Genomic DNA, 25548 nt, shown 5'->3' with positions numbered 1-25548 from the left:
GTGCTCTCAGTGTTCGATGCGGAGGTGAAACGATTTGGGGCGGGTCAGCGCCTCGAAGCCAAGCCGCGACATGCTGGCGCCGCGGCCGGTGTCCTTGACGCCGGTCCAGGCGAGCGACGGATCGACATAGTCGCAGCGGTTCATGAAGACCGTACCGGTGGCGATGCCGTCGCCGATCCGCTCGGCGGCATCGGCATCCGCGGTCCAGACCGAGGCGGTCAAGCCGTAGGGACTGTCGTTCATCAACTCGACCGCAGCTTCATCCGACGCGACCTTCATGATGCCGACGACCGGGCCAAAACTCTCCTCCATCATCACCCGCATGGTGTGATCGACATCGACCAGCACCTGCGGCATCAGATAGGCGGTGCCGGCCCTGTCGGCCGAAAAACTCTTCGGGTCGATCAGGGCGCGCGCGCCGTTCGCGAGCGCCTCGCTGGTGTGGGCACGCACCGTGTCGGCAAAACGAACCGCCGCCATCGGGCCCAGCGTCGTCTCCTGCTCCAGCGGGTTTCCGAGCTGATAGCGCGAGGTCAGGTCGGCGAACGCGTCCACGAAGCGATCGTAGATCTGCTCGTGTACATAGACGCGTTCGACGCCGCAGCAGCATTGGCCCGAATTGAAGAACGCGCCGTCGACGAGCTGCTCGACCGCGAAATTGAAATCGGCGTCCGGCCTGACATAGGCCGGGTCCTTGCCGCCGAGCTCAAGGCCAATCGTCGTGAAGGTACCGGCCGCGGCGCGTTCGATCGCGCGGCCGCCGGCGACCGAGCCGGTGAAGTTCACATGGTCAATGGAACGGGACGCGATCAGCTTCTCGGCGGCAGCATGATCGAGGTTCAGCGTGGTGAACAGGTGCTTCGGCAACCCGGCCTGGTCGATGGCGGATTGAAAGCGCTCGCCAACCAGCACGGTCTGGGCGGCATGCTTCAGGATCACGGCATTGCCGGCCAGCAGCGCGGGAACGACGGAGTTGACCGCCGTCAGATAAGGATAATTCCAGGGCGCGATCACCAGCACGACGCCAGCCGGCACGCGCTTGATCATGCGCCGGAAGCCGGGCCGTTCAGCGGGCAGCGTCGGCGCTAGCGCCGCGTCGCTCAGTTCAACGAGCGTCCGGACGCGCTCCTCCAGACTCCGGAACTCGCCGCCGTAACGCACCGGCCGGCCCATTTGCAACGCGAGCTCGGGCACGATCGCATCGTTCTGCGCCCGCAACGCCTCGAGGAACGCGAGCACCTTGGCCTTTCGTTCGGCCAGCGGCACCCGCGACCATTCCCGCTGAGCCTGCCTGGCGCCAGCCAGAGCTTCGGCGATATCACGGTCGGTCGCGACGCGCCGCCGGGCGAGCTCGCTGCCGTCGACCGGCGAGATGCAGACAATATCGTTCACGTTGAGTCCACTCGGTTTGAGGCCAAAGACCTGCCAAGGCCTGCTTCAGATGATTTCGAAATAGCGTGCGAGTTCCCAGTCGGTGATCGCCTTGCGGAATTCGCGCTCTTCCCAGTGCCGGGTCATCGCATAGTGATCGACGAAGACATCACCGAACAGATTGCGGGCGGCCGACGATCCGATCAGCCGGTCGGCGGCCTCCGTCAATGTGCGCGGCAAAGCACGCGCGGGGGGATGCGTCACGTCATAGGCATTCCCCGTGATGGGATCACTGGGTTCGATCTTGTTTTCGATTCCCCAGAGGCCGGAACCAAGCGCAGCGGCAATTGCGACATACGGATTGATGTCGGCGGCCGCGATCCGGTACTCGACGCGCTGGCTCGATGGCGAGCCGGGAATGACACGCAGCGCGCAGGTGCGGTTTTCGATTCCCCAGGTGGCATCGGTCGGTGCCCAGAACCCCGGGATCAGGCGCGAATAGCTGTTCACGGTGGAGGCCACCATCGCCAGTAATTCCGGCATCAGGGCCTGCTGGCCGCCGACGAACCAGCGCATCGTGTCCGACATGTTGCCCGGTCGGCCGTCCTGGTGAAACACCGGTCTGCCTTCGGCATCGCGCAGCGAAAAGTGCAGATGGCCGGACTGTCCAGGATAGGCATTCGACCATTTGGCCATGAAGGTCATCATCTTGCCCCGGCGCTGCGCCCAGACCTTGGCGAACGTCTTGAACAGCACGGCGCGGTCGGCTGCGGCGAGCGCATCCGTATAATGGATCGCCGCTTCCAGAACGCCCGGTCCGGTCTCGGTATGAAGCCCCTCGATCGGCATATCCATGTCGTCGCAGAGCTTGAGCAGCGACTGATAAAACTCCGACTCGACCGAGGCGCGCAGCATCGAATAGCCGAACCAGCCCGGCGTCAGGTTCTTCAGGTCGCGATAGCCTTTTTCCCTGACACTGTGCGGCGTCTCGTCGAACACGAAGAATTCGAACTCCGCCGCGACGGTGGCCGAAAGCCCCATCGCAGCGGCACGGTCGATGACGCGGCCAAGCAGCCGGCGCGGACACAGCTCGGCTGCGGTGCCCTCGAACTCGCCGAGGAAGAACAGCATGTTGTCTTCATCAGGCACATCGCGGCAAGTGGCCGGATCGATCCGCGCGGTCGCATCGGGAAACGCGGTGTGCCAACCGGTGAACGTGGACTTGTCGTAGAGCTGGTCGGCGGAGTCCCAGCCAAAGATGACGTCGCAGAAGTTGAAACCATGCTCCAGCGCGTTGAAGAATTTGTCGCGCGCCAGGTATTTGCCGCGAATGACGCCGTCGAGATCCACCACCCCAACCTTGACGTGGGACAGGCCGCGCGCCTCGACCAGCGAGCGGGCATCTGCGGCGGTTTTTACGCTTCTGGAATCCATGGGCTCGGGGTCTCTTTGGGCTGGACGATGATCAGGCCGGACAAACCTCACGCAGAACCTCGTCGCAGGCGGCGACGAACATGTCCGCATTGTCCTTGGTGAAGCAAAGCGGGGGACGGATCTTCAGCGTATTGCCGAACGGACCGGCCGCGCCAATCAGAATGCCGCGATAACGCAACCGGTTGATGACCTCGTTTGCGATGTCAGGTGCCGGCGCCTTGGTGTCGCGGTCGCGGACAAGTTCGAGCCCGATGAACAATCCGCTGCCGCGGACGTCGCCGATCTGGATGTGGCGATTGCCGATCTCGCGAAGCCCATTCATCAGGTGGCCGCCGATCTCTTGCGCATTGTTGATCAGCCCCTCATCGGCGATCACGTCGAGCACCGCGAGCCCAGCCGCCGCGGCCACCGGATTGCCGCCGAACGTGTTGAAATACTTGGTCTCTGCGGCGAACCGGTCGAGCAGCGTCGTGCGCGTCGCGACACCGCCCATCGGGAAGCCGTTACCCATCGGCTTTCCCATCGTGACGATGTCGGGCACGACGCCGTGCCTGGCAAATCCCCACAACGCAGCCCCGGTTCGCCCGAACCCGGGCTGGACCTCGTCGGCAATGAACAAGCCACGTTTTTCATGCACGAGTTGGACCGCAGGCGCAAGAAAGCCGGGCGGATCGGCATAGACGCCGTCGCTGGAAAAGATCGTATCGACCAGCAGCCCCGCAAAACCGACGCCGCTTTGCTCGAGTTCTGCGATGGCCCGCCCAACATTCGTGGCGAAGCTCTTGCCGAGATCGCCGCCAGCGGCGCGAAGCGCGTCCGGCGCCGGAACAGTACGGACGTGGGGCGGCAAGGGCTGCCCGGGGCGCGATGATGGCGACACGTCGGTCACCGCGGCGGTGTTGCCGTGATAGGCCGTCTCCGTAACGATGAAGCCGGTGCGGCCGGTCGCCAGCTTCGCGACCCGCAGCGCAAGATCGTTGGCTTCGCTGCCGGTACAGGTCAGGACCAGCTGATCGATATCCGGCGGGAAGGTCGCGAGCAGACGCTCGGCATAGGTATCGACGACGTCGCTGAGATAGCGGGTGTGGGTATTCAACAGACCGACCTGCCGCCTGATCGCTTCAACGACGCGCGGGTGCGAATGTCCGACCGAGGGGACATTGTTGTAGAGATCAAGGTAACGCCGGCCTTCGGTGTCGAACATCCAGACGCCGTCCGCACGCTCCATCCGGATCGGTTCCTGATAAAACAGCACCGACGCCGAGCCGAACGAGCGCAGGCGGCGCTGGACGGCGTCCCGCAAGCCGGCGTCCATCGTGGACACCCTGCTCGGGTCGAAGGCGTTGAGCGCCAAGATTCCCTTGTCCTCTCGCATCGCGCGCCCCTCCTTGACCGGCGCCGGCGGATACTGGCAGCCACCAGCAGCTATCATGCCGCAGCTGCCTCCAATCAACAGTTTGGAACAATGTGGCTTGTTCCACAATAACAAAGCGGCCGGTGGTCACGACACATCGGAACCTCAGTCATACGTTTCATGCGAACGAGATAATATCCCATTGAATCAGCATATTATGTAACAATCTGATTTCGCCTGCACAGTGCGCGGGCACCGCTCCGTCTATATTTTGGGGGATTTGCCACATTATTAGTGTGGACATCCAACATGCCTTGAGAAAGGATTGCCTGACAGACGGCCGCGCGATGCCCGATCCTGTGGCGACCGACGCGGCCGCAGGGACATCTCAATGACGAGCGAGCGGTTACAAGCGACCGACGTCTCCGCGACCGACAGGCGGCCGCGAAAAGGGGAAGGCGATCGCCTGTCGAAGCTTTCCCGTCACCAACACATCATCTCACAATTGGCGGCAGCCCCGACCTTGCGCGCCTCGGAACTCGCGGCGGCACTTGGCGTCTCCGGCGAAACCATCCGGCGCGACCTGATGGAGCTTCAGGAACAGAAGCTCATCAACCGCACCTATGGCGGAGCATCCCGCCCGTTCGCGCTGGAGCCCACGCTGACAGATCGCAAGGCGATCATGATCGCCGAACGCGAGGCCATCGCCTCCGCGATCGCCGATCTCATCCTGCCCAACGAGGTTCTGATGCTGGCCGCCGGCGCAACGACATTCCATGTCGCGCGACGGTTGGCAGCCAGCGCCCACGATATCACCGTAATCACGCATGACTTCGCGATCGCTGCCGCGCTGGCCGTGAATTCATCGATCCGCGTGCTGTGCTGTCCCGGCCGCTATCATGCCGCGGAAGGCTATGTGTTCGGCACCCAGACGATTGCCAGCATCAATAGTTACGAGGCCAACCGCGCCATCGTCGGCGCGACGGGGATCAGCGCCCGCGGCATCAACGATGCCGATGACGAGGCTGGAGCGATTTATGGCGCGATGGTGAAGCGGGCCGCGGAAGCCATCATCGTCGCCGACCACAGCAAGTTCGACCAGCGTGCGCTGACGGTGTTCGCGCACTGGACCGATATCGACCGCCTCGTGACCGATCGCCCACCGGAGGGATCGCTCGCAACCGCCCTCCGTGAAGCCGGGACAGAAACCATCGTTGCCCAACGCTGAGAAAGACCAAGCCATGGCACGCCTGACATCTCTTCCCTGCGATGAGCGCATCGGCCTCGACGACGAACCCGAGCACCTGGCGTCGCAGCAGACCCGGATCGGTCGCCTCGATCTCGAATTCATCCGGCCGGATCGGCCGTTTGCCCGCAACTGGGAGCGCGTCAGCAACGTGCACGATGCGTCCTATGTGCTGGTCCTGCCGCTGGCCGGAAGCGTGGCGTTCAGCCAGGACGGGCGCACCGGCTTCGCACGGCCCGGCGAGTACGTCCTGCTCAGCGAGCTCGCCTACTACAAACTCACGTCGGACAAGAACTCGCACCTGCTGACGATGCGGATTCCCGCGGCGGAACTGCGCGGACGGCTGGTCTCGATCGAGGACCATGTCAGCCGGCGCTTCAAACCGAACGAGCAGATGACGCGCCTGCTGGTCGGCATGATCCGGAGCGTCGCGGAGCTGTTCATCAATTGTCTGCCGCCCAATCCCCAGGCACTCGCGACTGAAATCATCAGCTTCGTCGCGCTGACGATCGGCTCGGAAGACCGGGGCGCTGCAACCGATGTTCGCAATGCGCGCTACCATCTGCGCCGCCGCATCGTCGACTTCATCGATAGCCATCTGAGCGACCAATCGCTCTCGCCGAGAAAAATCGCGGCCAGCAGCCGGATTTCGCTGAGCTATCTCTACAGCCTGTTCAACGACAACGAGACCACGGTCAGTCAGTTCGTCCAGACCAAGCGCCTGCAGCGCGCCTACGAGATCCTCGTTGCCGACCCGAAGGGTCACCGCACGGTGTCGGAGGTCGCCTACGAGGTCGGCTTCAAGAACGTCTCGCACTTCTCGCGTTGCTTCAGCCGCCATTTCAACGTTGCGCCGCGGGACGTCCGTCAGACCCACAACGCCTCCCCTGCTCCAAAGGCGGATCCGCGGCCCGCGCCGCCGAAAGGCCTGCTTGCACCGCGCCTGCCGTCGACCTCGCGCGGCAGGCTTGCCTCCCCCTATTGGGAGCGGCGGACGCTGCACGAAACCGTATAGACCCCATTCCCCTGCGCCGCGCCATCAGCGATTGCCGCGCTTCCTCCTCGGAGCTACCCTTGGACGATATTCAAGACATGGTGCCCGAAAGCGAGCTGTGCTCGTTTTTCCACGGCCTTGCCGATGCAGCCGACCGGATTGCGCTGGCGCATTTCAGATCCGACATCGACTTCGAACGCAAACAGGATCTGTCGCCGGTCACCATCGCGGACCGCGCCATCGAACAGGAATTGCGGCGATTGATTTCAGCACGATTTCCCGAGCATGGCATCCTCGGCGAGGAAACCGGATCGACGCCCGGCGATCGCTACACCTGGTACATCGACCCGATCGACGGGACCAAGAGCTTCATTTCCGGAATGCCGCTGTTCGGCACATTGATCGCGCTTGCGGACGAAAGGAATGGAGCCGTCATCGCCGGAATGATCGACATGCCAGCGCTGGCGGAACGATGGTATGGCACGCGTGACGGCACGACGTTCAATGACTTGCCGGCGCGCGTCAGCCGCGCGGTCAATCTGGAAGATGCCCAGATCTACACCTCATCGCCGGATTTCTTCTCGCCGGAGGACTGGGCGCGCTACGACGCGCTCAGCCGCAAGGCGATGTTCAGACGATTTGGCGGCGACTGCTATCAATACGGCCTTTTGGCCTCGGGGCATTGCGATCTCGTGGTCGAGTGCTCGCTGAAATCGTTCGATTTCATGGCGCTGGTGCCGGTCATCGAGGGTGCCGGGGGCATGATATGCGATTGGGAAGGCCAACCGCTCACCCGTCATTCCGACGGACGGGTGATCGCGGCTGCCAATGAGACGCTGCTGCTGCAGGCGCTTGCGATCCTCAAGCAATAGCAATCGAAGAAGTGAGCGGACGGCTCACACCATCCGCAACCAGCTCTCCCAGCGGGGATCGTACATCACGTCGCGCGCCCGCATGTATTTCCACACGCCGTATTTCTGGTAGTCGAAATCCCAGTCCTTGAGCTTGCGATTGACGACTGCCCAGCTTGCCCATTTGACGTCGGCAAGCGCCCGGTTGACGATGACCCGCGCGACCATGTCGGGACGCACCGCTCCCAGATATTGCTCGATCAGGCTTTCGGTCAGTTGTTCGTCGTAGAACATCTCGGCGAAGAGCACGCCGAGTTCATAGCTGCGTTCATTGTTGGAGGCGAACTCATAGTCGATCAGCCGCATCGGCTTGGGACCGGCGGCGGGCTCGGCGGCAATGAGAAAATTCCCGGGCATCGGGTCGTTGAAGCAGGGTACGAGATCGAGGCCGGATGCGGTGAATGCGGCCTTGGCCTGACCATAGCGATGCATGATCCAGGACATGTCGTGCGGAAAATGCGAACCCAGCTCCCGGCCCTGCTCGACATGCTCCTCGATCATGTCGAAGATCGTCTTGGTCAAGCCCAGCTTCGGCCCGGCGTGCAGGCGTCGGTAGAGGTCGAGAACGTCGGACTGGATCGCGGCGTCGCCGAAATCCCCGTTGGTGCAGGCGCGATAGCCTTCGAGGAATTCGCTGACTTCAAGGCCGTCCTGTGCATCGAAGAAGATCACCTCGGGTGCGATCCCCATGGCGTGGGCATTGCGCGCCGCTTCGTTCGCGGCAACCCGGTCGATGAACATTTCGGAACCCTCGCCGGGCACCTTGATGAAGTAGCGGCGCGGATCGCCGGAGACCTCGACCAGCCAGTTCTGGTTCATCAGCCCGCCGACCAGCGGCGTATAGCTCGCCTCGCAGCCGCGCCATTGCGGCACCCGTCCGATCGCGCTTTCGACATTGCGCTCGTGGACATTTGTCGCCGCTCCGAGCTTTCTACGAACCGTCATGCAATCCTCCGGAGCACCTCGCCAAAGCGCGGTTCGCGCACCGCCATGCGGCAGCGCAGGAAGCGCCAACTGGCAAATTTGTAGAACTCGAGCGTATTGCGCGCCGACCTGGCGGCCAGAAGCGCTCCGATCAACCCCCATCTCAGATCATCGGCGACGCCAAAGATGCGGGCACGATTGAACGCCGCCTCGTCGAATGTCCCGGCGTAGCGGATATAGGCGTCGCGCGCCTCGGGCTCCTGGGCGAAGGCTTCAACTAGGAAGCTGCCGAAATCCTCCAGCGGATCCGCCGTGGTGGCGCGATCCCAATCGATCAGGCGCACCTCGCCCGCATCGCTGATCAGGATGTTCGAGACATTGCCGTCGCCATGGATCGGTACGGGCGTGACGTGGAGGCGCTGAAGCGATGCTGCGGCAAAGCGCAACTCCTCGACCAGCCAGTCGACGTCGGTCGGAAGCTGGGCCTTGGCCGACGTCGCGGCTGCATAAAAATGCTCGATCTCGTCGAAGACGCCTTTCTGTTTGGGCAGAGGCTTGCCGGCCTGGAACAGCCGGCGTGCGGCGAGCACCGCATCGACAATCGCAGGCTCCAGCATCCGCTCGAGGGTTCCGACCCGCCAGCCCTGATTCAGGTCTTCCATGATGAGGATGCCGGCCTGATGATCAGCCGACATCACCTTGGGCCCGATACTGAGATCGGAGGCCCGCTGTGCCGCCTCGAAGGCACAGGGAATATCGACGTAGAGCGCCGCGTCGCGATCCATCACCTTGATGAAAACGCTCTCGCCAGTCGACTTCCGGGTGGCGCGCCAGGGGAAGCCGTCGACGCCCCGCCAGCTCGGTGACGCCAGAATGGGGATTGCGGGTTCGATCCCGATGTCGCCGTCACCCCAGCCGGGAAGGGACGCAACGCGGTCCCGGAGTACGGTCGCTTCCACTGCCGTTTCGGTCATAGCTGCGTCTGGTCTCTCATAAATCGGGGCCGGCCAGGCCGGGCCGGCGTCCACTGCAGTTTGATCGAGAAGGATGCAAAAGGGATGCCTCGCGCTCCACCAAATCATGCCGTTGGAAGCGACGGCCTACCCCTGCACGGGCGATATTCGCTATCCGACGTACAGGTCCGGAGCGTTGTCCGGATTTTTCGGAGGACGCATGCCTGCGCAAGAACTGATCGGAATGAGCCTCGCCGAATTGGCTGAGGCTTATGCGTCGCGAGAGCTCTCGCCGGTTGAGGTGACCAACCTCATCATCACGCACGCCGAGGCCGTCAACGGCGCGATCAACGCCCTCTTCAGCTTCCGTCCCGAACAGGCCATCGCAAGCGCGCGACAATCGGAAGCGCGATGGAAGGCCAAGGCGGCGCTTGGGCCGCTTGACGGGGTTCCGATGACGGTCAAGGACAGCGTCGCCATGGTCGGCTGGCCCTATCTCCACGGCATCGGGGCGAACCGCTCATTGCCGCCGTCGACCTACGACTCGCCGCCGGCTATTGCGCTTCGTGAAGCCGGTGCGGTGATCTTTGCCAAGACGACCATGCCGGATTGCGGCCTGATGGCATCAGGCATCAGTTCGCTGCACGGCATCACCCGCAATCCATGGGGGCTGGCCTGGAACACCGGTGGCTCATCGGCCGGCGCCGGAGCCTCGGTCGCTGCCGGTGCCGGCTTCGTGTCGGTCGGAACCGATATCGCGGGCTCGGTTCGGCTGCCGGCCTCGCACTGCGGCCTCGCCTCGCTGAAGCCCACCCACGGCCGCGTGCCGCACCTTCCGTCCGACACCATGCGGATGGCCGGCCCCATGGGGCGCAGCGTCGATGACATCGCTCGCCTGCTGACGGTGCTGACGCGGCAGGACGAGCGTGACACCTGGAGCCTTCCAGCGGACGGTGTGCGGTATCACAAAAAACTCAGTCGCGACGTCAGGGGATTGAAGATCGGCATCCTCACCGACATGGGTTTTGGCGCGAAGCCCGAACCGGTGGTGCGCAACGCGGTGGAAGCGGCCGGGCAACTGCTGGCTGGCGCCGGCGCTATTGTCACGCCGTTCATCTCGCCGCTCGACGATGACGCCATCGCACCGATCGACCTGTTCCTGCAGGTGCGCGGCTATCTCGAATACAGCGCACTGCCGGCGCATAGCGACGGCGCCGGCGATATCAACCCTTACGTCCGCGAATGGTGCCTCGGCGGCGCACGGCATTCCGGCGCCGACCTCTATCGGGCGCTCGGCCAGATCGGCAAGATGAAGGCCAAATTGCTCGCGGCGTTTGAAGGCTGGGACTATGTCGTCGCCCCGACGCTGCCGGTGGTGAACTTCCCGGCCGAAGAGCCGGGCGTGTCCCGAGAACGACCGCTCGAGCACACGCTGTTCACCGCGATGTTCAACCAGACCTGCCAGCCCGCCTCAACGGTCTGCATGGCCTTCGACAACAGGCATCTGCCGATCGGGGTTCAGGTCATCGGCCACCGGTTCGACGACCTCGGCGTGCTACAGGTGACGAAAGCGCTGGAGGATTTGCGGCCGGTGACGATGGACTGGCCGTTCCAGCCGCGCGCCTGACGATAATTACTCCGGGGACTACGCCGCCGCCTTTGCTTCGCCACTGTCGAGCAGATGGCAGGCGACGAGACGCCCGGGAGAATGCTCGATCAGCTTCGGGGTTTCGACCCGGCAGCGGCCAAACGCCTTCGGGCAGCGCGAGGCGAAGCTGCATCCCACCGGAATATCGATCGGACTGGGCGGCTCCCCTTCCAGCAGGAAATCGGATGGGTCGAACGGTTTGTCTTCGAGCGTCGGAGCCGCCGACAGCAACGCCTTGGTGTAGGGATGCTGGGGGTCGAAGAACAATTCGCGATTGTCGGCAACCTCGACCATCTCGCCGAGATACATCACCGCAATCCGCGTGCAGACTTTCCGCACCATCGCCAGGTCGTGCGAGATGAAGACGTAGGTCAGGTCGTTCTTTTCCTGCAGCTTGGCGAACAGGTCGATCAACCTGCCTTGCTCGCGCTGGTCCAGCGCCGACAATGTCTCGTCGAGGATCAGGAGCTTGGGATCCAGGATCAGCGCCCGCGCGATCGAAATCCGCTGCCGCTCACCGGTGGAGAGCGCGTTGGGCAACTGATCGTAGAGCTCCGCCGCAAGGCCGACCTCCGCCATTGCCGCGATCACGCGGCGGCGCAAATCCGCCCGCGGAAGCCTGCCACGAATGAGCAGGCTTTCCTCGATCATGCGACCAACCGTGGTCCGGGGCGGCAACGCGTTGTAGGGGTCCTGCAGCAGGAGCTGGAATTCGTTCCGCTTGCGGATCAGTTCACCCCCGGACAGGCCTCCCAACGACGTGCCGTTGAGCAAGATGCTGCCCTGATCCGGCACTTCCAGCCAGGCCAGCAGGCGGGTCAGTGTCGATTTGCCGCAACCGGATTCGCCGACAATGCCGAAATTCTCGCGCGGCATGATGTCCAGCGTGACGCCCCGCACCGCCTGGATATTGCTGTAGGAGTTGAAGGTGCCGCGTTTGCGCGCCCGATAGGTCCGGTGAACGTTCTGCACCTGCATCAGCGGCACCTCGCCCTGTGCCTGGCGCCTGGCAAGCGGCCCGTCGTCAGTCGACCACATTCGTGGAACGCTGGCGATCGCCTTGCGCGTATAGTCCGTGGCCGGAGCGGCCAGCAGTTCGGCGAATGCCTGCTGCTCGACGAACCGCCCCTGGTGCAGAATCGCTGTCCGGTCGCCGAACTGGCCAAGCGTCGGCAGCGAGGACGACAGGTAGATGGTCGCCATCCGGTGGCGCAGGCACAAATCGTGCAGCAATTCCACGATCTGCGCCGCGATGGTGACATCGAGCGGTTGCGTGACGTTGTCGGCGATCAGGACCGCCGGCTCGGCACAGATCGCATCGACGATCATCGCCCGCTGCATCATGCCGCCGGAAAATTTCGATGGGTAGTCCCAGTAGCGTTCCTTGGGCGACGGAATGCGGACTTCGCTCAGCAACTGCATCACCCGCTCACGGCATTCGCGTCTGTTCCATTCCGGTCGAACGCTGTGCAGCTTCTCGGCGATCTGGCTTCCGACCGGCACGGTCGGATCGAGCGAACTCTGCGGCTTCGAACCGATATAGGCGATGTCGCGGCCGGTGCGGACCTCGCGGATTCCGGGCTTGAGAATGTCATGGCCGGCAAAGGCGACCTGGCCTGCCCGATATGCGAGGCTTTCCGGCAACCAGTTCGCCAGCGCCCGGGAAAGGATGGTCTTGCCGGCACCGCTTTCACCGTAGATCCCGAAAATATCCGACGTGTTGAGGCGAAAGCTGACGCGATCGAGAATGGCAGCGGATCCCGGCGTCACCGGGCCGACGGTGAGATCGCTGACCTCGAGTATGAGCGAGAGATCCATCTCAAAGACCCCCGTAGATTCGGTTGCGCGCCTTCTCGAGCGCCGATCCCATCAGATTGATCGACGTCAGCGCGACCGCGAGAAATATCCCGGGCATGGTGGCGATCCACCACGCGTTGAGCAGATATTTGCGGGAATCGGCGATCATGCTGCCAAAGCTCGGCGTTGGCGGCTGGATTCCCAATCCCAGGAAGCCGAGGATAGCTTCGAAAATCATCATGCGCGCGACATCGAGCACGGCGACAAATGCGATCGGCGGCAGGATGTTCGGAGCTGCGAACAGCAGCAGAATGCGCCAGTCCCCTGCCCCTAGAACGCGCAAGCCGCGGACATATTCCTTGCCGCGCTCGGCCACCGCCGCACTGCGAGCGACCCGCGCATAGAGCGGCCAGCCCGACAGCGCCAGGACGATGATGATGGTTGCCACCGTCGGCCGGGACACACCGAGGATGGTGATGGCCAGAATGATCATCGGGATCGACAGCTGCGCGTCGGTGATCCGCATGATCACGGTGTCCCACCATTTGCCCTTGAAACCCGCGAACAGGCCGAGGCCGCAACCGAGGATGAAAATCAGGACCACGGTGACGATGCCCACCAGCAGCGAGTAACGCAGCCCGATCAGGCATCGCATCAGCATGTCGCGGCCGAGCTGGTCGGTGCCCAGCGGATGCTCCCAGACCCATTTGTCGCCAACATACAGCGGCGGCAGGAACTTATCCTTCACGATCATCTTGGTGGCGCTGACCGACGACAGCTCCGGGTAGATTGCGGAAGCCAGCAACAGCGCAAAGAAAATAAAGAAACCGATCCGAAAGCTCGGCGTCCGCCATGCGCCAAGCAGAATCCGCCGGTTGACCGACCGTATCAGCGCCAGTTTTGGCTCCGGTTCGGCTGCGATGATGGTGGTGACCGCCATGATCAGATCTCCACCCGGGGATCGATCATGTAGGCAACCAGATCGACGATGATGTTGATGAAGACGAACACGGCGCTGGTGGTGATCGCGATGCCCTGAATCACCGGGAAATCGCGCCCGACGACCGAGACGACCGTCAGGTTCCCGAGGCCCGGGTAATCGAAAATATACTCGATCACCAACACGCCGCCGATCAGCGTCGAAAGCTGGATACCGAGCAGATTGACCAGCGGCACCGCCGCGTTGCGTAACGCATGCGCATAGACGATGCGGCGCCGCGATAGTCCGCGGACCCGCGCCTCGTCGATGAAGGTCGCCTGCATCACCTCGCCAAGCGACGTCGTCAGCGTACGAATGATGAAGGGCGCGATCTCAACCGACAGCACCAGGGCCGGCAGCAGTACGTAGGAAAACCCCTGGTAGCCGAGCGCCGGCAGCAGCTTGAGCTTGACGGACAGGAACAAGATCAGAACGATCGCCAGCCAGAAATTGGGAATCGACACGAACAATGACTGCACGCCGAAGGCCAACGCGTTCAGCCAGCCGTGCTGATGCAGCCCGCCGGCGATTCCGATTGGGAATGAAATCAACAGCGCAAACAGCAACGCCATGCCGCCGAGCTGAAGCGTGAATGGCAGGCGTTCGAGAATGAGGTCGGTCACCGGCGACATATCAGACTTGGTCGGATCGATATATTGGCCGCCGGTTGCGATCATGCCGCTGCGCGGGCGCAGATAGGACTGCCCGAGATCGCCTTGCAGCATGCCCCGCATGTAGCGGCCGTACTGTACGATGATCGGATCGCGCAGCCCCATCTTGGTCGCGACCTTCTCGACCACATCGGGTGGCGCCATGCCGCCGACGATCAGGCGCACCGGATCGCCGGGAACCACGCGCAGCAGCGTGAAGATGATCAGCGAGGTGATGAAAACGATCAGGAGGCCCTGCGCGATCCGTTTAACCAGGAATTCCAGGATCAACATCGAGAACAGCTGCCTTGCGTTTCACCGTACGGGGTATTGGGCAGGCCGGAGCGATCCGGCCTGCAGGAGCATTCGTCACGCCATCCAGCGGTAGCGGTCAGGCCAGCGTGGCCTTTGTCATATCTTGCTGGCCATTCGGATAGATGTACAGCCCGTCCAGCTTCTTGCTGTAGGCGTGGATAAAGACCGACGTGAACAGCGCCAGCGCCGGAGCCTTCCTGGCGATGGTGGGAAGCGTCTCGGTTTGCAAGATCTTCTTGCGCTCCTCGATGCTCTTGGCGTCGCGCTCCTTGTCGAGCACCGCATCGATCTCCTTGTCGACGATGCCGGTGATACGCTTGGATGAGGAATGGAAGTGGGTGCGCAGCACCAGATCGGGCTCGGGCGATCCGGTGCACCAGCCGCAATCGATCATGTTACCCTCGCCGCCGCCGGGCTTGTCGTAAAGCAAATTGCCCCAGGCCGCGACTTCGAGCGTCTGCAGATTGACCTTGAATCCCTGTTCCTGGAGCATACCCGTGATCAACTCGGCATATTCCTTGGTCTTGGGATAGAAGCCGACTGAAGTGTAATAGGTCAGTTCGGGCAGACCCTGCCCCTTGGGGAAGCCGGCTTCCGCGAGCAGCTTCTGCGCCTTGTCCGGATCGAATTCCGGGTAATCGGCGACCTCGGCGTAGCCGAACTTCACCGGGGAAATATGTGCCTTCGAGTAGGTGCCGGACATCCCGAGCACTTCGAGGACCTGCTTGCGGTCGATCGAGTAACATGCCGCCAGGCGGATCCGCGGATCGTCGAACGGCTTCTTCGAGCAGCGGAAGAACAGATATTTGTTCTCGACCGACACTGCCTTGTGGATGCTGAAGCGCGGGTCTTTCGAGATGGTCTCGACCTGCTCCTGTTCCAGCCGCTCGATGATGTCGGCCTCGCCGTTCAGAAGCGAGAGCGTTCGTGTCGTGGTGTCGCCGACGAAGTGATATTCGACGCCTGGAATCTTCGGCGCGCCGAGGAAGTAGTCCGGATTTGCGGTCAGGACCGTCGTATCGCCCTTCTGCTCGACATATTTATACGGTCCGGTGCCGTTCATGCGCGCCGACAATTGCGCCTTGTTGGCAACATCCTTGGCCGCCATGATCGGGAGAAAGGACGACAGATAATAATACAGCGTTGCCGGGTAGCCTTGCGCCTTGGTGTTGATATGGCAAGTGTAGTCGTCGATCACGTCGATCGTGACGAGGCCCGGATACCATTGCGCGGGACGATCCGGCAGGCAGCCATATTCGTAGGAAGCCTTGACGTCCGCGGCAGTGAACGGCGTTCCGTCGTGGAACTTAATGCCTTTGCGCAGCTTGACTTCCATCGTGGTGGTGTCGATCGGCTTCATCGATTCAGCCAATTCGAATATCAGTTCGTCCGGCTTCTCCGGCTTCATCGGCGCCCGCGTCAGGTAACCGAAGACGAATCCTTCGGCGATCAGCTGACCGAGATTGGTGTGCGTGGTCGGGTCCCAGTTGCCGGTCAGCGCCTCCGCACCGAGGAAGCGGAGCGTCTTGCCTTCGGCCGCGAAGGCGGAGTTCATCAGAAAATCGGGATTGACCCGTCCCAGGCCAAGCGCGGCGGCGCCGGCAAGCCCACCCAACATCACGTCTCTGCGGTTGATCATGTCCTGTCCCTTGATGATTTCAGCAACGTTGAAATTGTTGTTATGGTCGCGACGTTTTCGGCCGCTTCTATCGACCCTCGGCAACTCACTCGACAACCTGCCTGGCGACCTGCAAAGCGTAGACCAAACGGCGCGAACGCCTGAATCCTGCTGCTCCACGATTCCGTTGCTGACGCTCCCGGGATCGGCCTTCCATGCTGTGAATCCCACACCGCCGCAGCGCACCGCTCAATTCCAGGGCAGCACGCCCTTCCGCTATGCAGCACAGGAATGATGGACGGCCAGAACAACAATCCGGCGCCAGCGACCTATGATGATACGAGATTCAAGACATCATCTGACATGGACGGACGACCAGGTTGCAACAGCGTCACTCTCGTGCGGACTTCCCAATTCGCGGCATCATCTCGGACCTCGATGGCGTGGCCTACCGCGACGACCACCCAATTCCGGCCTCGGTTCAGGCGTTTCAGGCCTGGCAAGAACAGGGCGTGCCTTACGCGTTCGTCACCAACAATTCGACCAAATCAGCGGCGCAGTTTGCAGCCAAGCTGAGCGGCATGGGCATTCCGGCCACGGCAGCGCAGGTCTTCAACACCATTTCGGCGGTGACCTACTTGCTTCAGCAGCGCTGGCCAAGGGGAACGCCGGTGTTTGCAATCGGCGAGCAGCCTCTGCTCGAGGCGCTGGAGCTTTCAGGGTTTCGTTTGACCGAGACCGACGCGGACGTCGTGATTCTCGGTTTTGACTCTCGCCTGACCTACGCCAAATTGCGCACGGCGATCCGCGCGGCGCTGGCGGGAGCAACCGTCGTCGCCACCAATCCCGATGTGCTGACGCCCGTGCTTGATGGCTACGACCCCTGCGTCGGCATCCTGACGGCGGCGGTGTCCGCGGCGGTACCGACCGCGGTCCCGATCGTGGTTGGCAAGCCTGATCCATTCATGATCAAACAAGCGCTCGGCCATCTCGGAACATCGAAACAGGAAACGGTGATGATCGGCGACCAGATCAAGACCGATATCGTGGCGGGCCAGGCCGCCGGCCTGCGCGCGGTCCTGCTCGCCAGCGACGTGCCATTCAATGCGGTGACGGGTGTGGTGCCAGATCTGGTCATCACGAGCCTGCTCGATCTCGTCGCCACACCCGCGGAGGAGACCGGAGCTTTCAGATGATGACACCAGCCATCATCGAGACCATGCGGTCTGAACTCGCCGCCGCGCTGCCGCGGTGGAACCTGTCCGAGCGCGCCACGCTCACGTTCCTTAGCCATTCCGAGAACACCACCTTCCTCGCGGAGGACCCTCTCTCGGGACAGCGGCTGGTGCTGCGCGTGCAGCGGATCGGTTACCACGCGCCGGCGGAGATTGCCTCAGAGCTGTCGTGGATCACAGCGTTGATCGCAGATGACGTCATCGCAACGCCGCGGCCGCTGGCCGACCGTGACGGCCTGCTGCTCTGTTCCGTGCGGCTAAACGGATCGATGCGGCAGGTCGTCGCGTTCGAGCATATGAGCGGACACGAGCCCGATCAGTCAGGCTCGCTCCCGAGCTGGTTTGTCAAACTTGGCATGCTGACCGCGCAGCTTCACCGGCACAGCCGATCATGGACAAGACCACCCGCCTTCCAGCGCAAGACCTGGGATTTCGATGCCATGCTGGGCACACGTCCGCTCTGGGGCGATTGGCGCGCCGCGTTGGGGCTTGGCGATTCCGAGCGACAATTGCTGCAGAGGGTTGCTGATTCGCTCGCCGACCGTATCAGCACCTATGGTCAGCAGAGCGAGCGCTTCGGCCTGGTTCATGCCGACCTGCGCCTCGCCAACCTGCTGGTCGACGGCGAACGGCTCGGCATCATCGACTTCGACGACTGCGGCTTTTCCTGGTTCTTCTACGATTTCGCCGCCGCTGTGAGCTTCATGGAGCATGAGTCAGTTGTGGCTGACCTGCAGCAGGCCTGGCTCCAGGGATATCGAACGGTCGCGCCGGTGTCGAAGGACGACGAGGCGATGCTGCCGGTCTTCGTCATGCTGAGACGAATGCTGCTGACGGCCTGGATCTCATCACACTCGGACACCGAGACGGCACGCCGGTTGGGAACGGATTATACCCACGGCACCGTTGCGATGGGCGAGCGGTTTCTCCGGGGGGCCTGATCAGGTCCGCATCTCCGCGGCAAGCGCAGCCTGCATGCCCTCGCGCATCATCGTGCGGAGACAGGAATTGACCGCGTCTCGCCAGACCGGATCGGTCCGCAGCCGGTCCGGGAAGAAGTGCGGAAGCGCATGCAAGGCGTCGACGACGTCAGATGGTGCAACGAGATCAGACAACAGGCGGCCGATCTCGTCCTCGCGTGGATCACGCAGCACGTAGCGCGTGCCATCGTCCAGTCGCCCGAGGCAGTAGCGCATCCACGCCGCGACCGCGAAAGCAAACGGCCTGACATCAAGGCCCTTCGCGCGCGCCTCGAGCGCCGACGCAAGAATCCGCTGCGGCAGCTTCTCGGTGCCGTCCATCGCAATCTGGTAGGTCTCGTGCGCGATCGCCGGATTGGCGAACCGCGACAGCAGCTGCCGCGCATAGGCATTGAGGTCGATCGCGGGCAATCGCTGCAATGTCGACGCCGCAGCCGCGAAGTGCCGTTCAATTAGCGGACGAAAGCCCTCTGGTGCGACTGTGTCGCGGACGTAGCGCCGGCCGCTCAGGAAGCCCGCATAGGCGAGCATCGAGTGGGCGCCGTTGAGCATCCGGAGCTTCATCGCCTCGTACGGCTCGACATTGTCGACGAACAATGCGCCGCCGGCTTCCCAGGCCGGACGGCCACTCGGGAAGCGATCATCGATGACCCATTGCGTGAACGGCTCGGTCTCGACCGGCGCCTGATCGATGCAGTTGGTCAAGCGCAGAGCGTCCTCGCGCGTCTGCTCGGTGGAGGCCGGCGTGATGCGGTCGACCATGCATGATGGAAAGGAAACCTTCTCGGCGATCCAATCGCCCAGTGCCGCATCGCGCCGGCGGGCGAAATCGATCATCCCGCAGCGGACGAACCCGCCATTGTCAGGCAAATTGTCGCAGCAAAGCACGGTGAAGGGATCGACGTGTTCAATGCGCCGGCGCCGCAACGCCTCGGTCAACAGGCCGAGCACGCCGGACGGATTATTCAGCGATCGCAGGTCGGCGGCAACGGCCGGGTGGCTGAGATCGACGGTCATCGTCGCACGGTCGACGCCGTAAGCCTTTTCCGTCACGGTCATCGTGACGATGCGCGTGCGCCGGTCGACCAAGCTTGTCATCAAATCGGCGGGGGCACGGCTGGCCGCGATGAGGTGCGCGATGCTGCCGATCACCCTGGCGTGCACCTTGGACGCACAGCGCTCAATCAAGGTGTAGAGACCGTTCTGCGGATTGAGCGCGTCGGCAAGCTCGACGCTGCGCAAGCTTGCGCCCACGATCCGCCAATCGCCGCCTCCGGCCGCGAGCGCGGCGTCGGTGTAGGCGGCCTGGTGCGCGCGATGAAACGCCCCGATTCCGAGATGGACGATGCCATGGCCGTGCCGGGCCGGATCGTAGGCCGGCCGACGTGCGGCGCCGGTGACGTCGGCAAGCGACGACAGGCGTTTTGGCGCGTTCATGCCGGCAAGCTCACCGACGGATGTGAAAGGGCGGTGAAGATGCCGCGCAGTTCGGCGAGCCCCTTCAGGCGGCCAATCGCGGGATAGCCCGGCTGCCCGCTGCGGTTGAGGTCATCGAGAATATCATGGCCATGATCGGGGCGGAACGGAATCGACCAATCGGTGCGGCCTTCCGTCTTGCGCCGCCGCTCCTCGCGCAGGATGGCGGCGATGACCGCAACCATATCGGTGTCGCCGCCGAGATGCTCGGCTTCGTAGAAAGAGCAGCGAATATCGTTCGACTCGCGCTTGACGTTGCGCAGATGAAGGAAGTGCACGCGCTTGCCGAGGCGCTGCATCATGCCCGGCAGGTCATTGTCGGGCCGCGCGCCGAGTGACCCCGTACACAAGGTGATGCCGCTTGCGGGAGAATCCACCGCTGCCATGACCGCGGCGTAGTCGGCCTCGGTCGACATGATCCGCGGCAGGCCGAGTAGCGCAAACGGCGGATCGTCCGGATGGCAACACAGCCGCAATCCCAACCGTTCGGCGATCGGGGCCACTTCACTGAGGAAGTCGATGAGATGCTTGCGCAGCCGCTCGGCGGAAACGTCGCGATAGTCGGCAAGATGCGCCTTCACATCAGCCAGCGTGAAATTATCAGCCGCGCCGGGCAGCCCGAACACGACATTGCGCGCCAGCATCTCCTTGTCCGGCGCGGTCATCGCGGCATGGCGTTGGCGCGCCTGTTCGACCACCTCATCGGGAAAGTCGGCCGCGGCTTCCGGCCGCGCCAGGATAAAGATGTCGAAGGCCGCGAAGTCCACGAAATCGTAGCGCATGCAGGTGGCGCCGTTGGGCAAGCGCCAATGGAGCTGCGTCCGGGTCCAGTCGAGCACCGGCATGAAATTGTAGCAGATCACCTCGATGCCGGCGGCCGCGAGGTTTTCAAGGCTGGTCTTGTAGTTGTCGATGTGCGCGCGCCAGTTGCCGCGTTGCTTCTTGATGTCCTCCGACACCGGCAGACTCTCGACTACGTCCCAGCGCAGGCCGGACGCTTGTCCATCCTTCATGCGGCCGATCGCTTGCTGGCGGGCCGCGATCTCGCCTGAGGTCCAGACCTCGCCGGTCGGCACGTGATGCAGGGCGCTGACAACCCCCTCGACGCCTGCCTGCATCATGTCGTCGACGGAGACATGGTCGTGCGGTCCGAACCATCGCCACGTCTGTTTCATGATGCAGTCTCCTTCCGAACCGGCGCGGGGGCGGGCGCGAATACCTAGGGGTGAGATCCGTTTAGCACGCCAGATTTTGGTTGACTAGTATGGTAGTCAGCACTATGACAAGGCATGGGAATGATTGTGGACCCGGACAAGATCTCGATCGATGGCGCGGCAGAGCCGCGCGATCTCGTCTGGGCGTTGGATCTGACCATTCCCGTCCGACCGCAGATCCATGCCGGGCTTCGGCAGCGCATCATCCGCTGTGAAATCGCTCCCGGGACCGCATTGTCGGAGGCCGAGATCGCGCGGCGGTTTGCGATCAGCCGCCAGCCGGTGCGCGAAGCCTTCATCAAGCTTGCCGAGGAAGGCCTGCTCGAGATCAGGCCGCAGCGCGGCACCTTCGTTCGCAAGATCAGCAAGACCGCGGTGATGGACGCGCGCTTCGTTCGCGAGGCGATCGAGGCGAATATCGTGCGTGAGCTGGCCGCCGAAGGCGATGCCGGCCTGGTTGCCAGGCTACGCAAGCAGCTCGTCGCCCAACGCGCCGTACCGGTCGGCGAACTCTATGATTTCATGCGGCTGGACGAGGAGTTTCACTGGACCCTGGCGGATGCCGCTGGCCGGCTGTACGGCTGGAAAGTCATCGAAGACGTCAAGCTTCAGATGGACCGCGTCCGCCATTTGTCCTTGCGGAGCTTTCCGCAAAGCAAGCTCGTGCGCCAGCACACCACTATCGTCGATGCGATCGAGAAGGCTTCGCCGGATGCGGCCGAGCGCGCGATGCGCGAACATCTGCGGCTGATCATGGATGATCTTCCATCGATCGAAGCGCAACACCCCGATTTTTTCACGTCAGCATAAGCTGGCGGAGCTGACCCACCGATCGGTGACGCCAGCAAGACAACAAGGCGAGGATTGACCATGAAGACCCGGGCTTGCGTGCTCCACGGGATCGGCGATGTGCGCATTGAAACGCGCGAGATCGGCAATGTCGGTCCCAGACAAGTTCGCGTGCGGATCGGCGCCGGCGGCCTGTGCGGCTCGGACATCCATTATTTCCGGGATGGCGGTATCGGAACGATCAGGGTCAGCGAGCCCATCATCCTCGGCCACGAAGTCGCCGGCACCGTCGAAGCCGTCGGCGGCGAGGTCGCCAACGTCAAGCCGGGCCAGCGCGTGGCGCTATGTCCCAGCCTGCCCTGCGGCCATTGCCGGTTCTGCCAAATCGGACAACAGCAGCATTGCCTCGAGATGCAGTTCTTCGGCAGCGCGATGCGCAAGCCGCACTGCAATGGCGGCTTTCGCGACGAGATCATCGTCGAGGATTTTCAGTGCGTCCCGGTCGGCGATGTCGGGCTGGACGAAGCCGCCTGCGCCGAACCGCTCTCGGTCGGCCTGCACGCCATCGACAATGCGGGCAGCGTGTTCGGCAAGCGCGTCCTGGTGATGGGCGCGGGACCGATCGGCGCACTGCTGGTGGGTGCGGCGAAACTCGCGGGAGCCCAGGAGATCGTCACAGTCGATATCGCCGACGCGCCGCTGAACGCCGCCATCAGGATGGGCGCCACTTCGACCGTCAACGCGCTCGCCGAGCCGGATAGCCTCGCGCAGCGCTATTCCGGCGACAAGGGCACCTTCGACGTCGGCTTCGAATGTACCGGGGCCGGCGTCGCGCTCGGGACCATGTTCCCCGTCGTCAAACCGCGGGGAACGATTGTGGCCGTGGGCGTCAGCAGCGGAGCCCACATCCCGTTCAATGCCCTGGTCGGCAAGGAAATCCGCCTCGCCGGCACGCATCGCTTCCATACCGAATATCCGGTCGCGGCACGGATGATCGCCGAGCGGCGCATCGACGTCCGTCCGATCATCACCGCGACCCTACCGATGGACCGGATTCGCGACGCCTTCGACGTCGTGCGCGACCGCACATCGCAGATGAAGGTGCAACTAAGTTTCGCGACGTAAAATCCGCGGGACCTGAGCCAAGAAAATAAAAACGGGAGGGACAGATGAGTATGACGACCACGATGGACGCCGACGACGTCCGACGGCTTTCGGACGAAGCGACCCAGCGCCTGCTCAACAAGCCCGGTACGGCGTCGAGCACCCAAGGCGGCTGGATGATGATCGCCACGATCCTGATCGAGGCGTGGGATCTCTACGCGATCGCCTTTGTGCTGATCTTCATCAAGACGGACTTCAATCCGACACCGGCGCAAATCGGTCTGGTGACAGCCGCCGTGCAGGGCGGTGCGCTGGTCGGCGCCCTGCTGGGCGGCGTGTTCGCCGATCGCTTCGGCCGGAAGACGGTGTTCATCGGCACCATGGTACTCTTCATCATCCTGGCGATCGCCCAGGCTTTTGTGCGCGACATCTGGGAACTGATCATCGTGCGTCTCTTGATCGGCATTCCGCTCGGCAGCGACATTGCCAACGGCTACGCCTACATCATGGAATCGATGTCGAAGGGCAAGCGCGAGCAGATGGGCAGCCGTTGGCAGTTCATGTTCGGCCTCGGCGAGGTGTTCTCGATTCTCGTGATCACGCTGATGTACGTCTGGGGCATGGACCACTCGCTGCTGTGGCGCATCGCGCTGGCGCTTGGCGCCGTGCCCGCGGCCATCCTGCTGATCGGGCGGCTCGACCTGCCGGAAACGCCGTTGTCGCTGCTGCAGCGTGGCCAGTTCGTGAAAGCCAAGGAAGTCTCGAAACGGCTGTTCGATGATCCGCTGGATATGCTGCCCGACCAGGACCAGAAACTGCCAAAGCCCAAGCTCGGCGATTTCCTGAAGGTGATCTGGGCTGATCCGATCAAGCGACGCGCAACGATCTTTGCCTGGATCTCCAACGCCTGCCAGGGTGCCGAGTTCACCGCCTGGGGTTTCTATCTTCCTGTCATCCTTGTCCTCAGCGGCGTCGGCGTGTCCAACAGCGGCGACATCACCGGGACCAATTTGGTGACGGCCCTGATCTTTTGCCTCGCCACGGTGTCAGGCTATGTCGCGCCGCTGATGCTGCCAAAAATCGGTCATCGCGGCGTGGCAATGTGGGGCTTTGGCCTTGCATTCGCCGGCCTCATCCTCGGCGGCTTCGCCATCCAGAACGACTGGAAGATCCTCATCGTGGTCGGCGCCTGCATTCTGATGTGGGGCCATTACTGGGATGCATCCAACGGCATGACGATCGCCTCGATGGTGGCGCCGACCCGCTTCAGGGCGACGGCGGCCGGGTTCGGCTACGTCTTCGTCAAGGCCGCCGCATTCTTCGGCGCCTTCGTCTTCCCGCTCGTCAATGCCTCGCTCGGCAAGGCCGGCGCCACCTTTGCGGTGTCGATCCTGTCGCTGATCGGCTTCCTGGCTGCCAAGTTCATCCTGCCGGAAGTCTATGGCTACGTGGAGGCCGAGAAGGAAGCATAGGTCGATCGAGACCGGCGCGCGGATTCGACCGGATGCGCGCGCTATCATTCTTCAGACGGGACGGAATCCGCCGGCAGCGCCGGCAACCGCGATCACCATCTCAATGCGGCCGTGCGCACCGGATGGTCCCAGAGCGCTGATGTCTCGCTGTCGAGCAGGCTGACGGTGAGCGAGCAGCCGGCCATGTCGAGCGAGGTGACGTAGCTGCCGACCAGCGAGCGGGCGATACGCAAGCCGCGCTGCTCGAGCATCCGGCGCGCCGCATTGTACATCAGATAGAGCTCGATCGTCGGCGTGCCGCCAAATCCGTTGACCAACAGGAGAGCCTCGGTCCCAACGCGCGCGTCGAGATCGTCGGCGATGGCCGTCGTCATCTCGGACGCGATCGCATCGGCCAGCTCCAGTCTGACCCGGCGGCGTCCCGGCTCGCCGTGAATGCCGACCCCCATCTCCATTTCGTCCTCGCCGAGCACAAAGGTTGGCGTGCCCGCCGCGGGAACCGTGCAGCTCGTCAGCGCCACCCCCATCGAGCGGGTTTGGGCGTTGACGCGCTCGCCGAGTGCCACGCAGGCAGCGAGATCGGCGCCCTGCTCGGCGGCCGCGCCGACGATCTTCTCGACGATCAAGGTACCGGCGACGCCGCGGCGCCCGATGCTGTAGGTCGACTTCTCGACTGCCACGTCATCATCGGTCACGATGGTGGCCGTGCGGCCCTCGGCGATCTCGGCCGCCATTTCGAAATTCATACGGTCGCCCGCGTAATTCTTCACGATGAACAGAACGCCGGCCTCGCTCGCGACCGCCTGTGCCGCCTCGACGATCCGGTCCGGCGTCGGCGAGGTAAAAACCTCGCCCGGACAGGCGGCGTCGAGCATGCCATAGCCGACGAAGCCTGCATGCAGCGGCTCATGTCCGCTGCCGCCGCCCGATACGAGCGCCACCTTCCTCGGGTTCAGCTCGCGGCGCCGCACGAATTTCCGCTCCGCGCCGAGCACGACGAGATCGGCATGCGCAGCCGCGAAGCCGTCGAGGCTCTCTGCGAGCACGGTGTCGACCGAATTGATGAACTTCTTCATTGTCTCCT

At 63.2% G+C, this 25548-nt stretch carries 21 protein-coding genes; 9 read left to right on the top strand and 12 right to left on the bottom strand.

Translation table 11 applies throughout. The features are described 5' to 3' along the window. Nucleotides 1–6: 6 nt before the first annotated feature. Genes UP10_RS08460 through UP10_RS08450 form a run of 3 tightly spaced genes read right to left on the bottom strand, consistent with a single transcriptional unit; the run spans nucleotide 7 to nucleotide 4180 of the window. A complete protein-coding gene (locus tag UP10_RS08460) occupies nucleotides 7–1392 on the bottom strand; it encodes an aldehyde dehydrogenase family protein (RefSeq protein ID WP_044586903.1) in 1386 nt (461 codons plus the stop codon). Nucleotides 1393–1437: 45 nt separating this feature from the next. Beyond that, on the bottom strand, nucleotides 1438–2805 hold the full coding sequence (locus UP10_RS08455) for a glutamine synthetase family protein (RefSeq protein ID WP_044586902.1): 1368 nt from the start codon (nucleotides 2803–2805) through the stop codon (nucleotides 1438–1440). A gap of 31 nt (nucleotides 2806–2836) precedes the next feature. Beyond that, nucleotides 2837–4180 carry an aspartate aminotransferase family protein gene (locus tag UP10_RS08450; protein WP_044587193.1) on the bottom strand — a complete coding sequence of 448 codons (1344 nt, stop codon included), beginning with the start codon at nucleotides 4178–4180 and terminating at the stop codon, nucleotides 2837–2839. A gap of 370 nt (nucleotides 4181–4550) precedes the next feature. Here UP10_RS08450 and UP10_RS08445 point away from each other — a divergent pair, with 370 nt between their 5' ends. The 3 genes from UP10_RS08445 to hisN all read left to right on the top strand — a co-directional run bounded on the left by UP10_RS08445 (nucleotide 4551) and on the right by hisN (nucleotide 7271). Continuing rightward, nucleotides 4551–5387, top strand: coding sequence for a DeoR/GlpR family DNA-binding transcription regulator (locus UP10_RS08445; protein ID WP_082077022.1), 837 nt, complete (start codon nucleotides 4551–4553; stop codon nucleotides 5385–5387). A 13-nt stretch (nucleotides 5388–5400) separates the two neighbouring features. Then, complete coding sequence (locus UP10_RS08440) at nucleotides 5401–6420, top strand: helix-turn-helix domain-containing protein (protein WP_044586901.1); 1020 nt, start codon at nucleotides 5401–5403, stop codon at nucleotides 6418–6420. Nucleotides 6421–6497: 77 nt separating this feature from the next. Then, nucleotides 6498–7271 carry a histidinol-phosphatase gene (gene hisN, locus UP10_RS08435; RefSeq protein WP_044587191.1) on the top strand — a complete coding sequence of 258 codons (774 nt, stop codon included), beginning with the start codon at nucleotides 6498–6500 and terminating at the stop codon, nucleotides 7269–7271. Nucleotides 7272–7295: 24 nt separating this feature from the next. Here hisN and UP10_RS08430 read toward each other — a convergent pair whose 3' ends face one another. After that, the gene (locus UP10_RS08430; RefSeq protein ID WP_044586900.1) at nucleotides 7296–8255 is read right to left on the bottom strand and encodes a choline kinase family protein; all 960 of its coding nucleotides are present in this window, start codon (nucleotides 8253–8255) and stop codon (nucleotides 7296–7298) included. Then, on the bottom strand, nucleotides 8252–9208 hold the full coding sequence (locus UP10_RS08425) for a phosphotransferase family protein (protein WP_044586899.1): 957 nt from the start codon (nucleotides 9206–9208) through the stop codon (nucleotides 8252–8254). Before UP10_RS08425 ends, UP10_RS08430 begins: the two co-directional genes overlap by 4 nt. A gap of 199 nt (nucleotides 9209–9407) precedes the next feature. On the opposite strand from UP10_RS08425, the gene UP10_RS08420 reads away from it, so the two are divergent. Beyond that, entirely contained in the window at nucleotides 9408–10814 is a 1407-nt protein-coding gene (locus UP10_RS08420) for an amidase (RefSeq protein WP_044586898.1), read from the top strand. An 18-nt stretch (nucleotides 10815–10832) separates the two neighbouring features. Here UP10_RS08420 and UP10_RS08415 read toward each other — a convergent pair whose 3' ends face one another. From UP10_RS08415 to UP10_RS08400, 4 genes are all read right to left on the bottom strand, one after another. Then, a complete protein-coding gene (locus tag UP10_RS08415) occupies nucleotides 10833–12653 on the bottom strand; it encodes an ABC transporter ATP-binding protein (protein WP_044586897.1) in 1821 nt (606 codons plus the stop codon). A 1-nt stretch (nucleotide 12654) separates the two neighbouring features. Then, on the bottom strand, nucleotides 12655–13572 hold the full coding sequence (locus tag UP10_RS08410; protein ID WP_044586896.1) for an ABC transporter permease: 918 nt from the start codon (nucleotides 13570–13572) through the stop codon (nucleotides 12655–12657). 2 nt (nucleotides 13573–13574) lie between these two features. Then, nucleotides 13575–14555 (bottom strand): ABC transporter permease, encoded by a 981-nt coding sequence (locus UP10_RS08405; RefSeq protein WP_044586895.1) that lies wholly within the window; start codon nucleotides 14553–14555, stop codon nucleotides 13575–13577. A gap of 97 nt (nucleotides 14556–14652) precedes the next feature. Then, nucleotides 14653–16215, bottom strand: coding sequence for an ABC transporter substrate-binding protein (locus tag UP10_RS08400; protein WP_044540184.1), 1563 nt, complete (start codon nucleotides 16213–16215; stop codon nucleotides 14653–14655). Nucleotides 16216–16574: 359 nt separating this feature from the next. Here UP10_RS08400 and UP10_RS08395 point away from each other — a divergent pair, with 359 nt between their 5' ends. Next, nucleotides 16575–17390: an HAD-IIA family hydrolase gene (locus UP10_RS08395; protein WP_044586894.1), complete on the top strand. Its 816-nt coding sequence runs from the start codon at nucleotides 16575–16577 to the stop codon at nucleotides 17388–17390. Next, a complete protein-coding gene (locus tag UP10_RS08390; protein ID WP_044586893.1) occupies nucleotides 17387–18370 on the top strand; it encodes a phosphotransferase enzyme family protein in 984 nt (327 codons plus the stop codon). The genes UP10_RS08395 and UP10_RS08390 overlap by 4 nt, the downstream gene beginning before the upstream one ends. Here UP10_RS08390 and UP10_RS08385 read toward each other — a convergent pair whose 3' ends face one another. Continuing rightward, nucleotides 18371–19846, bottom strand: coding sequence for a mannitol dehydrogenase family protein (locus UP10_RS08385; RefSeq protein WP_044586892.1), 1476 nt, complete (start codon nucleotides 19844–19846; stop codon nucleotides 18371–18373). Next, entirely contained in the window at nucleotides 19843–21060 is a 1218-nt protein-coding gene (gene uxuA, locus UP10_RS08380) for a mannonate dehydratase (RefSeq protein WP_044586891.1), read from the bottom strand. The genes UP10_RS08385 and uxuA overlap by 4 nt, the downstream gene beginning before the upstream one ends. A 114-nt stretch (nucleotides 21061–21174) precedes the next feature. Between uxuA and UP10_RS08375 the strand changes: the two genes are divergently transcribed. Genes UP10_RS08375 through UP10_RS08365 form a run of 3 tightly spaced genes read left to right on the top strand, consistent with a single transcriptional unit; the run spans nucleotide 21175 to nucleotide 24464 of the window. Next, the gene (locus UP10_RS08375) at nucleotides 21175–21909 is read left to right on the top strand and encodes a GntR family transcriptional regulator (protein WP_245302096.1); all 735 of its coding nucleotides are present in this window, start codon (nucleotides 21175–21177) and stop codon (nucleotides 21907–21909) included. Between the two features lie 60 nt (nucleotides 21910–21969). After that, complete coding sequence (locus UP10_RS08370; protein WP_044586890.1) at nucleotides 21970–23013, top strand: L-idonate 5-dehydrogenase; 1044 nt, start codon at nucleotides 21970–21972, stop codon at nucleotides 23011–23013. A 44-nt stretch (nucleotides 23014–23057) separates the two neighbouring features. Then, nucleotides 23058–24464, top strand: a complete 1407-nt coding sequence (locus UP10_RS08365) for an MFS transporter (RefSeq protein WP_044586889.1) — start codon at nucleotides 23058–23060, stop codon at nucleotides 24462–24464. Between the two features lie 92 nt (nucleotides 24465–24556). Here UP10_RS08365 and dhaK read toward each other — a convergent pair whose 3' ends face one another. Beyond that, nucleotides 24557–25540: a dihydroxyacetone kinase subunit DhaK gene (gene dhaK, locus UP10_RS08360; RefSeq protein ID WP_044586888.1), complete on the bottom strand. Its 984-nt coding sequence runs from the start codon at nucleotides 25538–25540 to the stop codon at nucleotides 24557–24559. Between the last annotated feature and the right edge of the window lie 8 nt (nucleotides 25541–25548).

The organism is Bradyrhizobium sp. LTSPM299, assembly GCF_000938235.1.
In the GTDB taxonomy this organism is placed as follows: domain Bacteria; phylum Pseudomonadota; class Alphaproteobacteria; order Rhizobiales; family Xanthobacteraceae; genus Bradyrhizobium.
Note: the sequence above shows the minus strand (reverse complement) of the source record. Positions and strands in the feature narration are given on the sequence as shown.

Coding starts and splice junctions, on each gene's coding strand:
- UP10_RS08455 (WP_044586902.1), bottom strand. CDS start 2,805: ATGGATTCCAGAAGCGTAAAAACCGCCGCAGATGCCCGCTCGCTGGTC.
- UP10_RS08450 (WP_044587193.1), bottom strand. CDS start 4,180: ATGCGAGAGGACAAGGGAATCTTGGCGCTCAACGCCTTCGACCCGAGC.
- UP10_RS08445 (WP_082077022.1), top strand. CDS start 4,551: ATGACGAGCGAGCGGTTACAAGCGACCGACGTCTCCGCGACCGACAGG.
- UP10_RS08440 (WP_044586901.1), top strand. CDS start 5,401: ATGGCACGCCTGACATCTCTTCCCTGCGATGAGCGCATCGGCCTCGAC.
- hisN (WP_044587191.1), top strand. CDS start 6,498: ATGGTGCCCGAAAGCGAGCTGTGCTCGTTTTTCCACGGCCTTGCCGAT.
- UP10_RS08430 (WP_044586900.1), bottom strand. CDS start 8,255: ATGACGGTTCGTAGAAAGCTCGGAGCGGCGACAAATGTCCACGAGCGC.
- UP10_RS08425 (WP_044586899.1), bottom strand. CDS start 9,208: ATGACCGAAACGGCAGTGGAAGCGACCGTACTCCGGGACCGCGTTGCG.
- UP10_RS08420 (WP_044586898.1), top strand. CDS start 9,408: ATGCCTGCGCAAGAACTGATCGGAATGAGCCTCGCCGAATTGGCTGAG.
- UP10_RS08415 (WP_044586897.1), bottom strand. CDS start 12,653: ATGGATCTCTCGCTCATACTCGAGGTCAGCGATCTCACCGTCGGCCCG.
- UP10_RS08410 (WP_044586896.1), bottom strand. CDS start 13,572: ATGGCGGTCACCACCATCATCGCAGCCGAACCGGAGCCAAAACTGGCG.
- UP10_RS08405 (WP_044586895.1), bottom strand. CDS start 14,555: ATGTTGATCCTGGAATTCCTGGTTAAACGGATCGCGCAGGGCCTCCTG.
- UP10_RS08400 (WP_044540184.1), bottom strand. CDS start 16,215: ATGATCAACCGCAGAGACGTGATGTTGGGTGGGCTTGCCGGCGCCGCC.
- UP10_RS08390 (WP_044586893.1), top strand. CDS start 17,387: ATGATGACACCAGCCATCATCGAGACCATGCGGTCTGAACTCGCCGCC.
- UP10_RS08385 (WP_044586892.1), bottom strand. CDS start 19,846: ATGAACGCGCCAAAACGCCTGTCGTCGCTTGCCGACGTCACCGGCGCC.
- uxuA (WP_044586891.1), bottom strand. CDS start 21,060: ATGAAACAGACGTGGCGATGGTTCGGACCGCACGACCATGTCTCCGTC.
- UP10_RS08375 (WP_245302096.1), top strand. CDS start 21,175: ATGGGAATGATTGTGGACCCGGACAAGATCTCGATCGATGGCGCGGCA.
- UP10_RS08370 (WP_044586890.1), top strand. CDS start 21,970: ATGAAGACCCGGGCTTGCGTGCTCCACGGGATCGGCGATGTGCGCATT.
- UP10_RS08365 (WP_044586889.1), top strand. CDS start 23,058: ATGAGTATGACGACCACGATGGACGCCGACGACGTCCGACGGCTTTCG.
- dhaK (WP_044586888.1), bottom strand. CDS start 25,540: ATGAAGAAGTTCATCAATTCGGTCGACACCGTGCTCGCAGAGAGCCTC.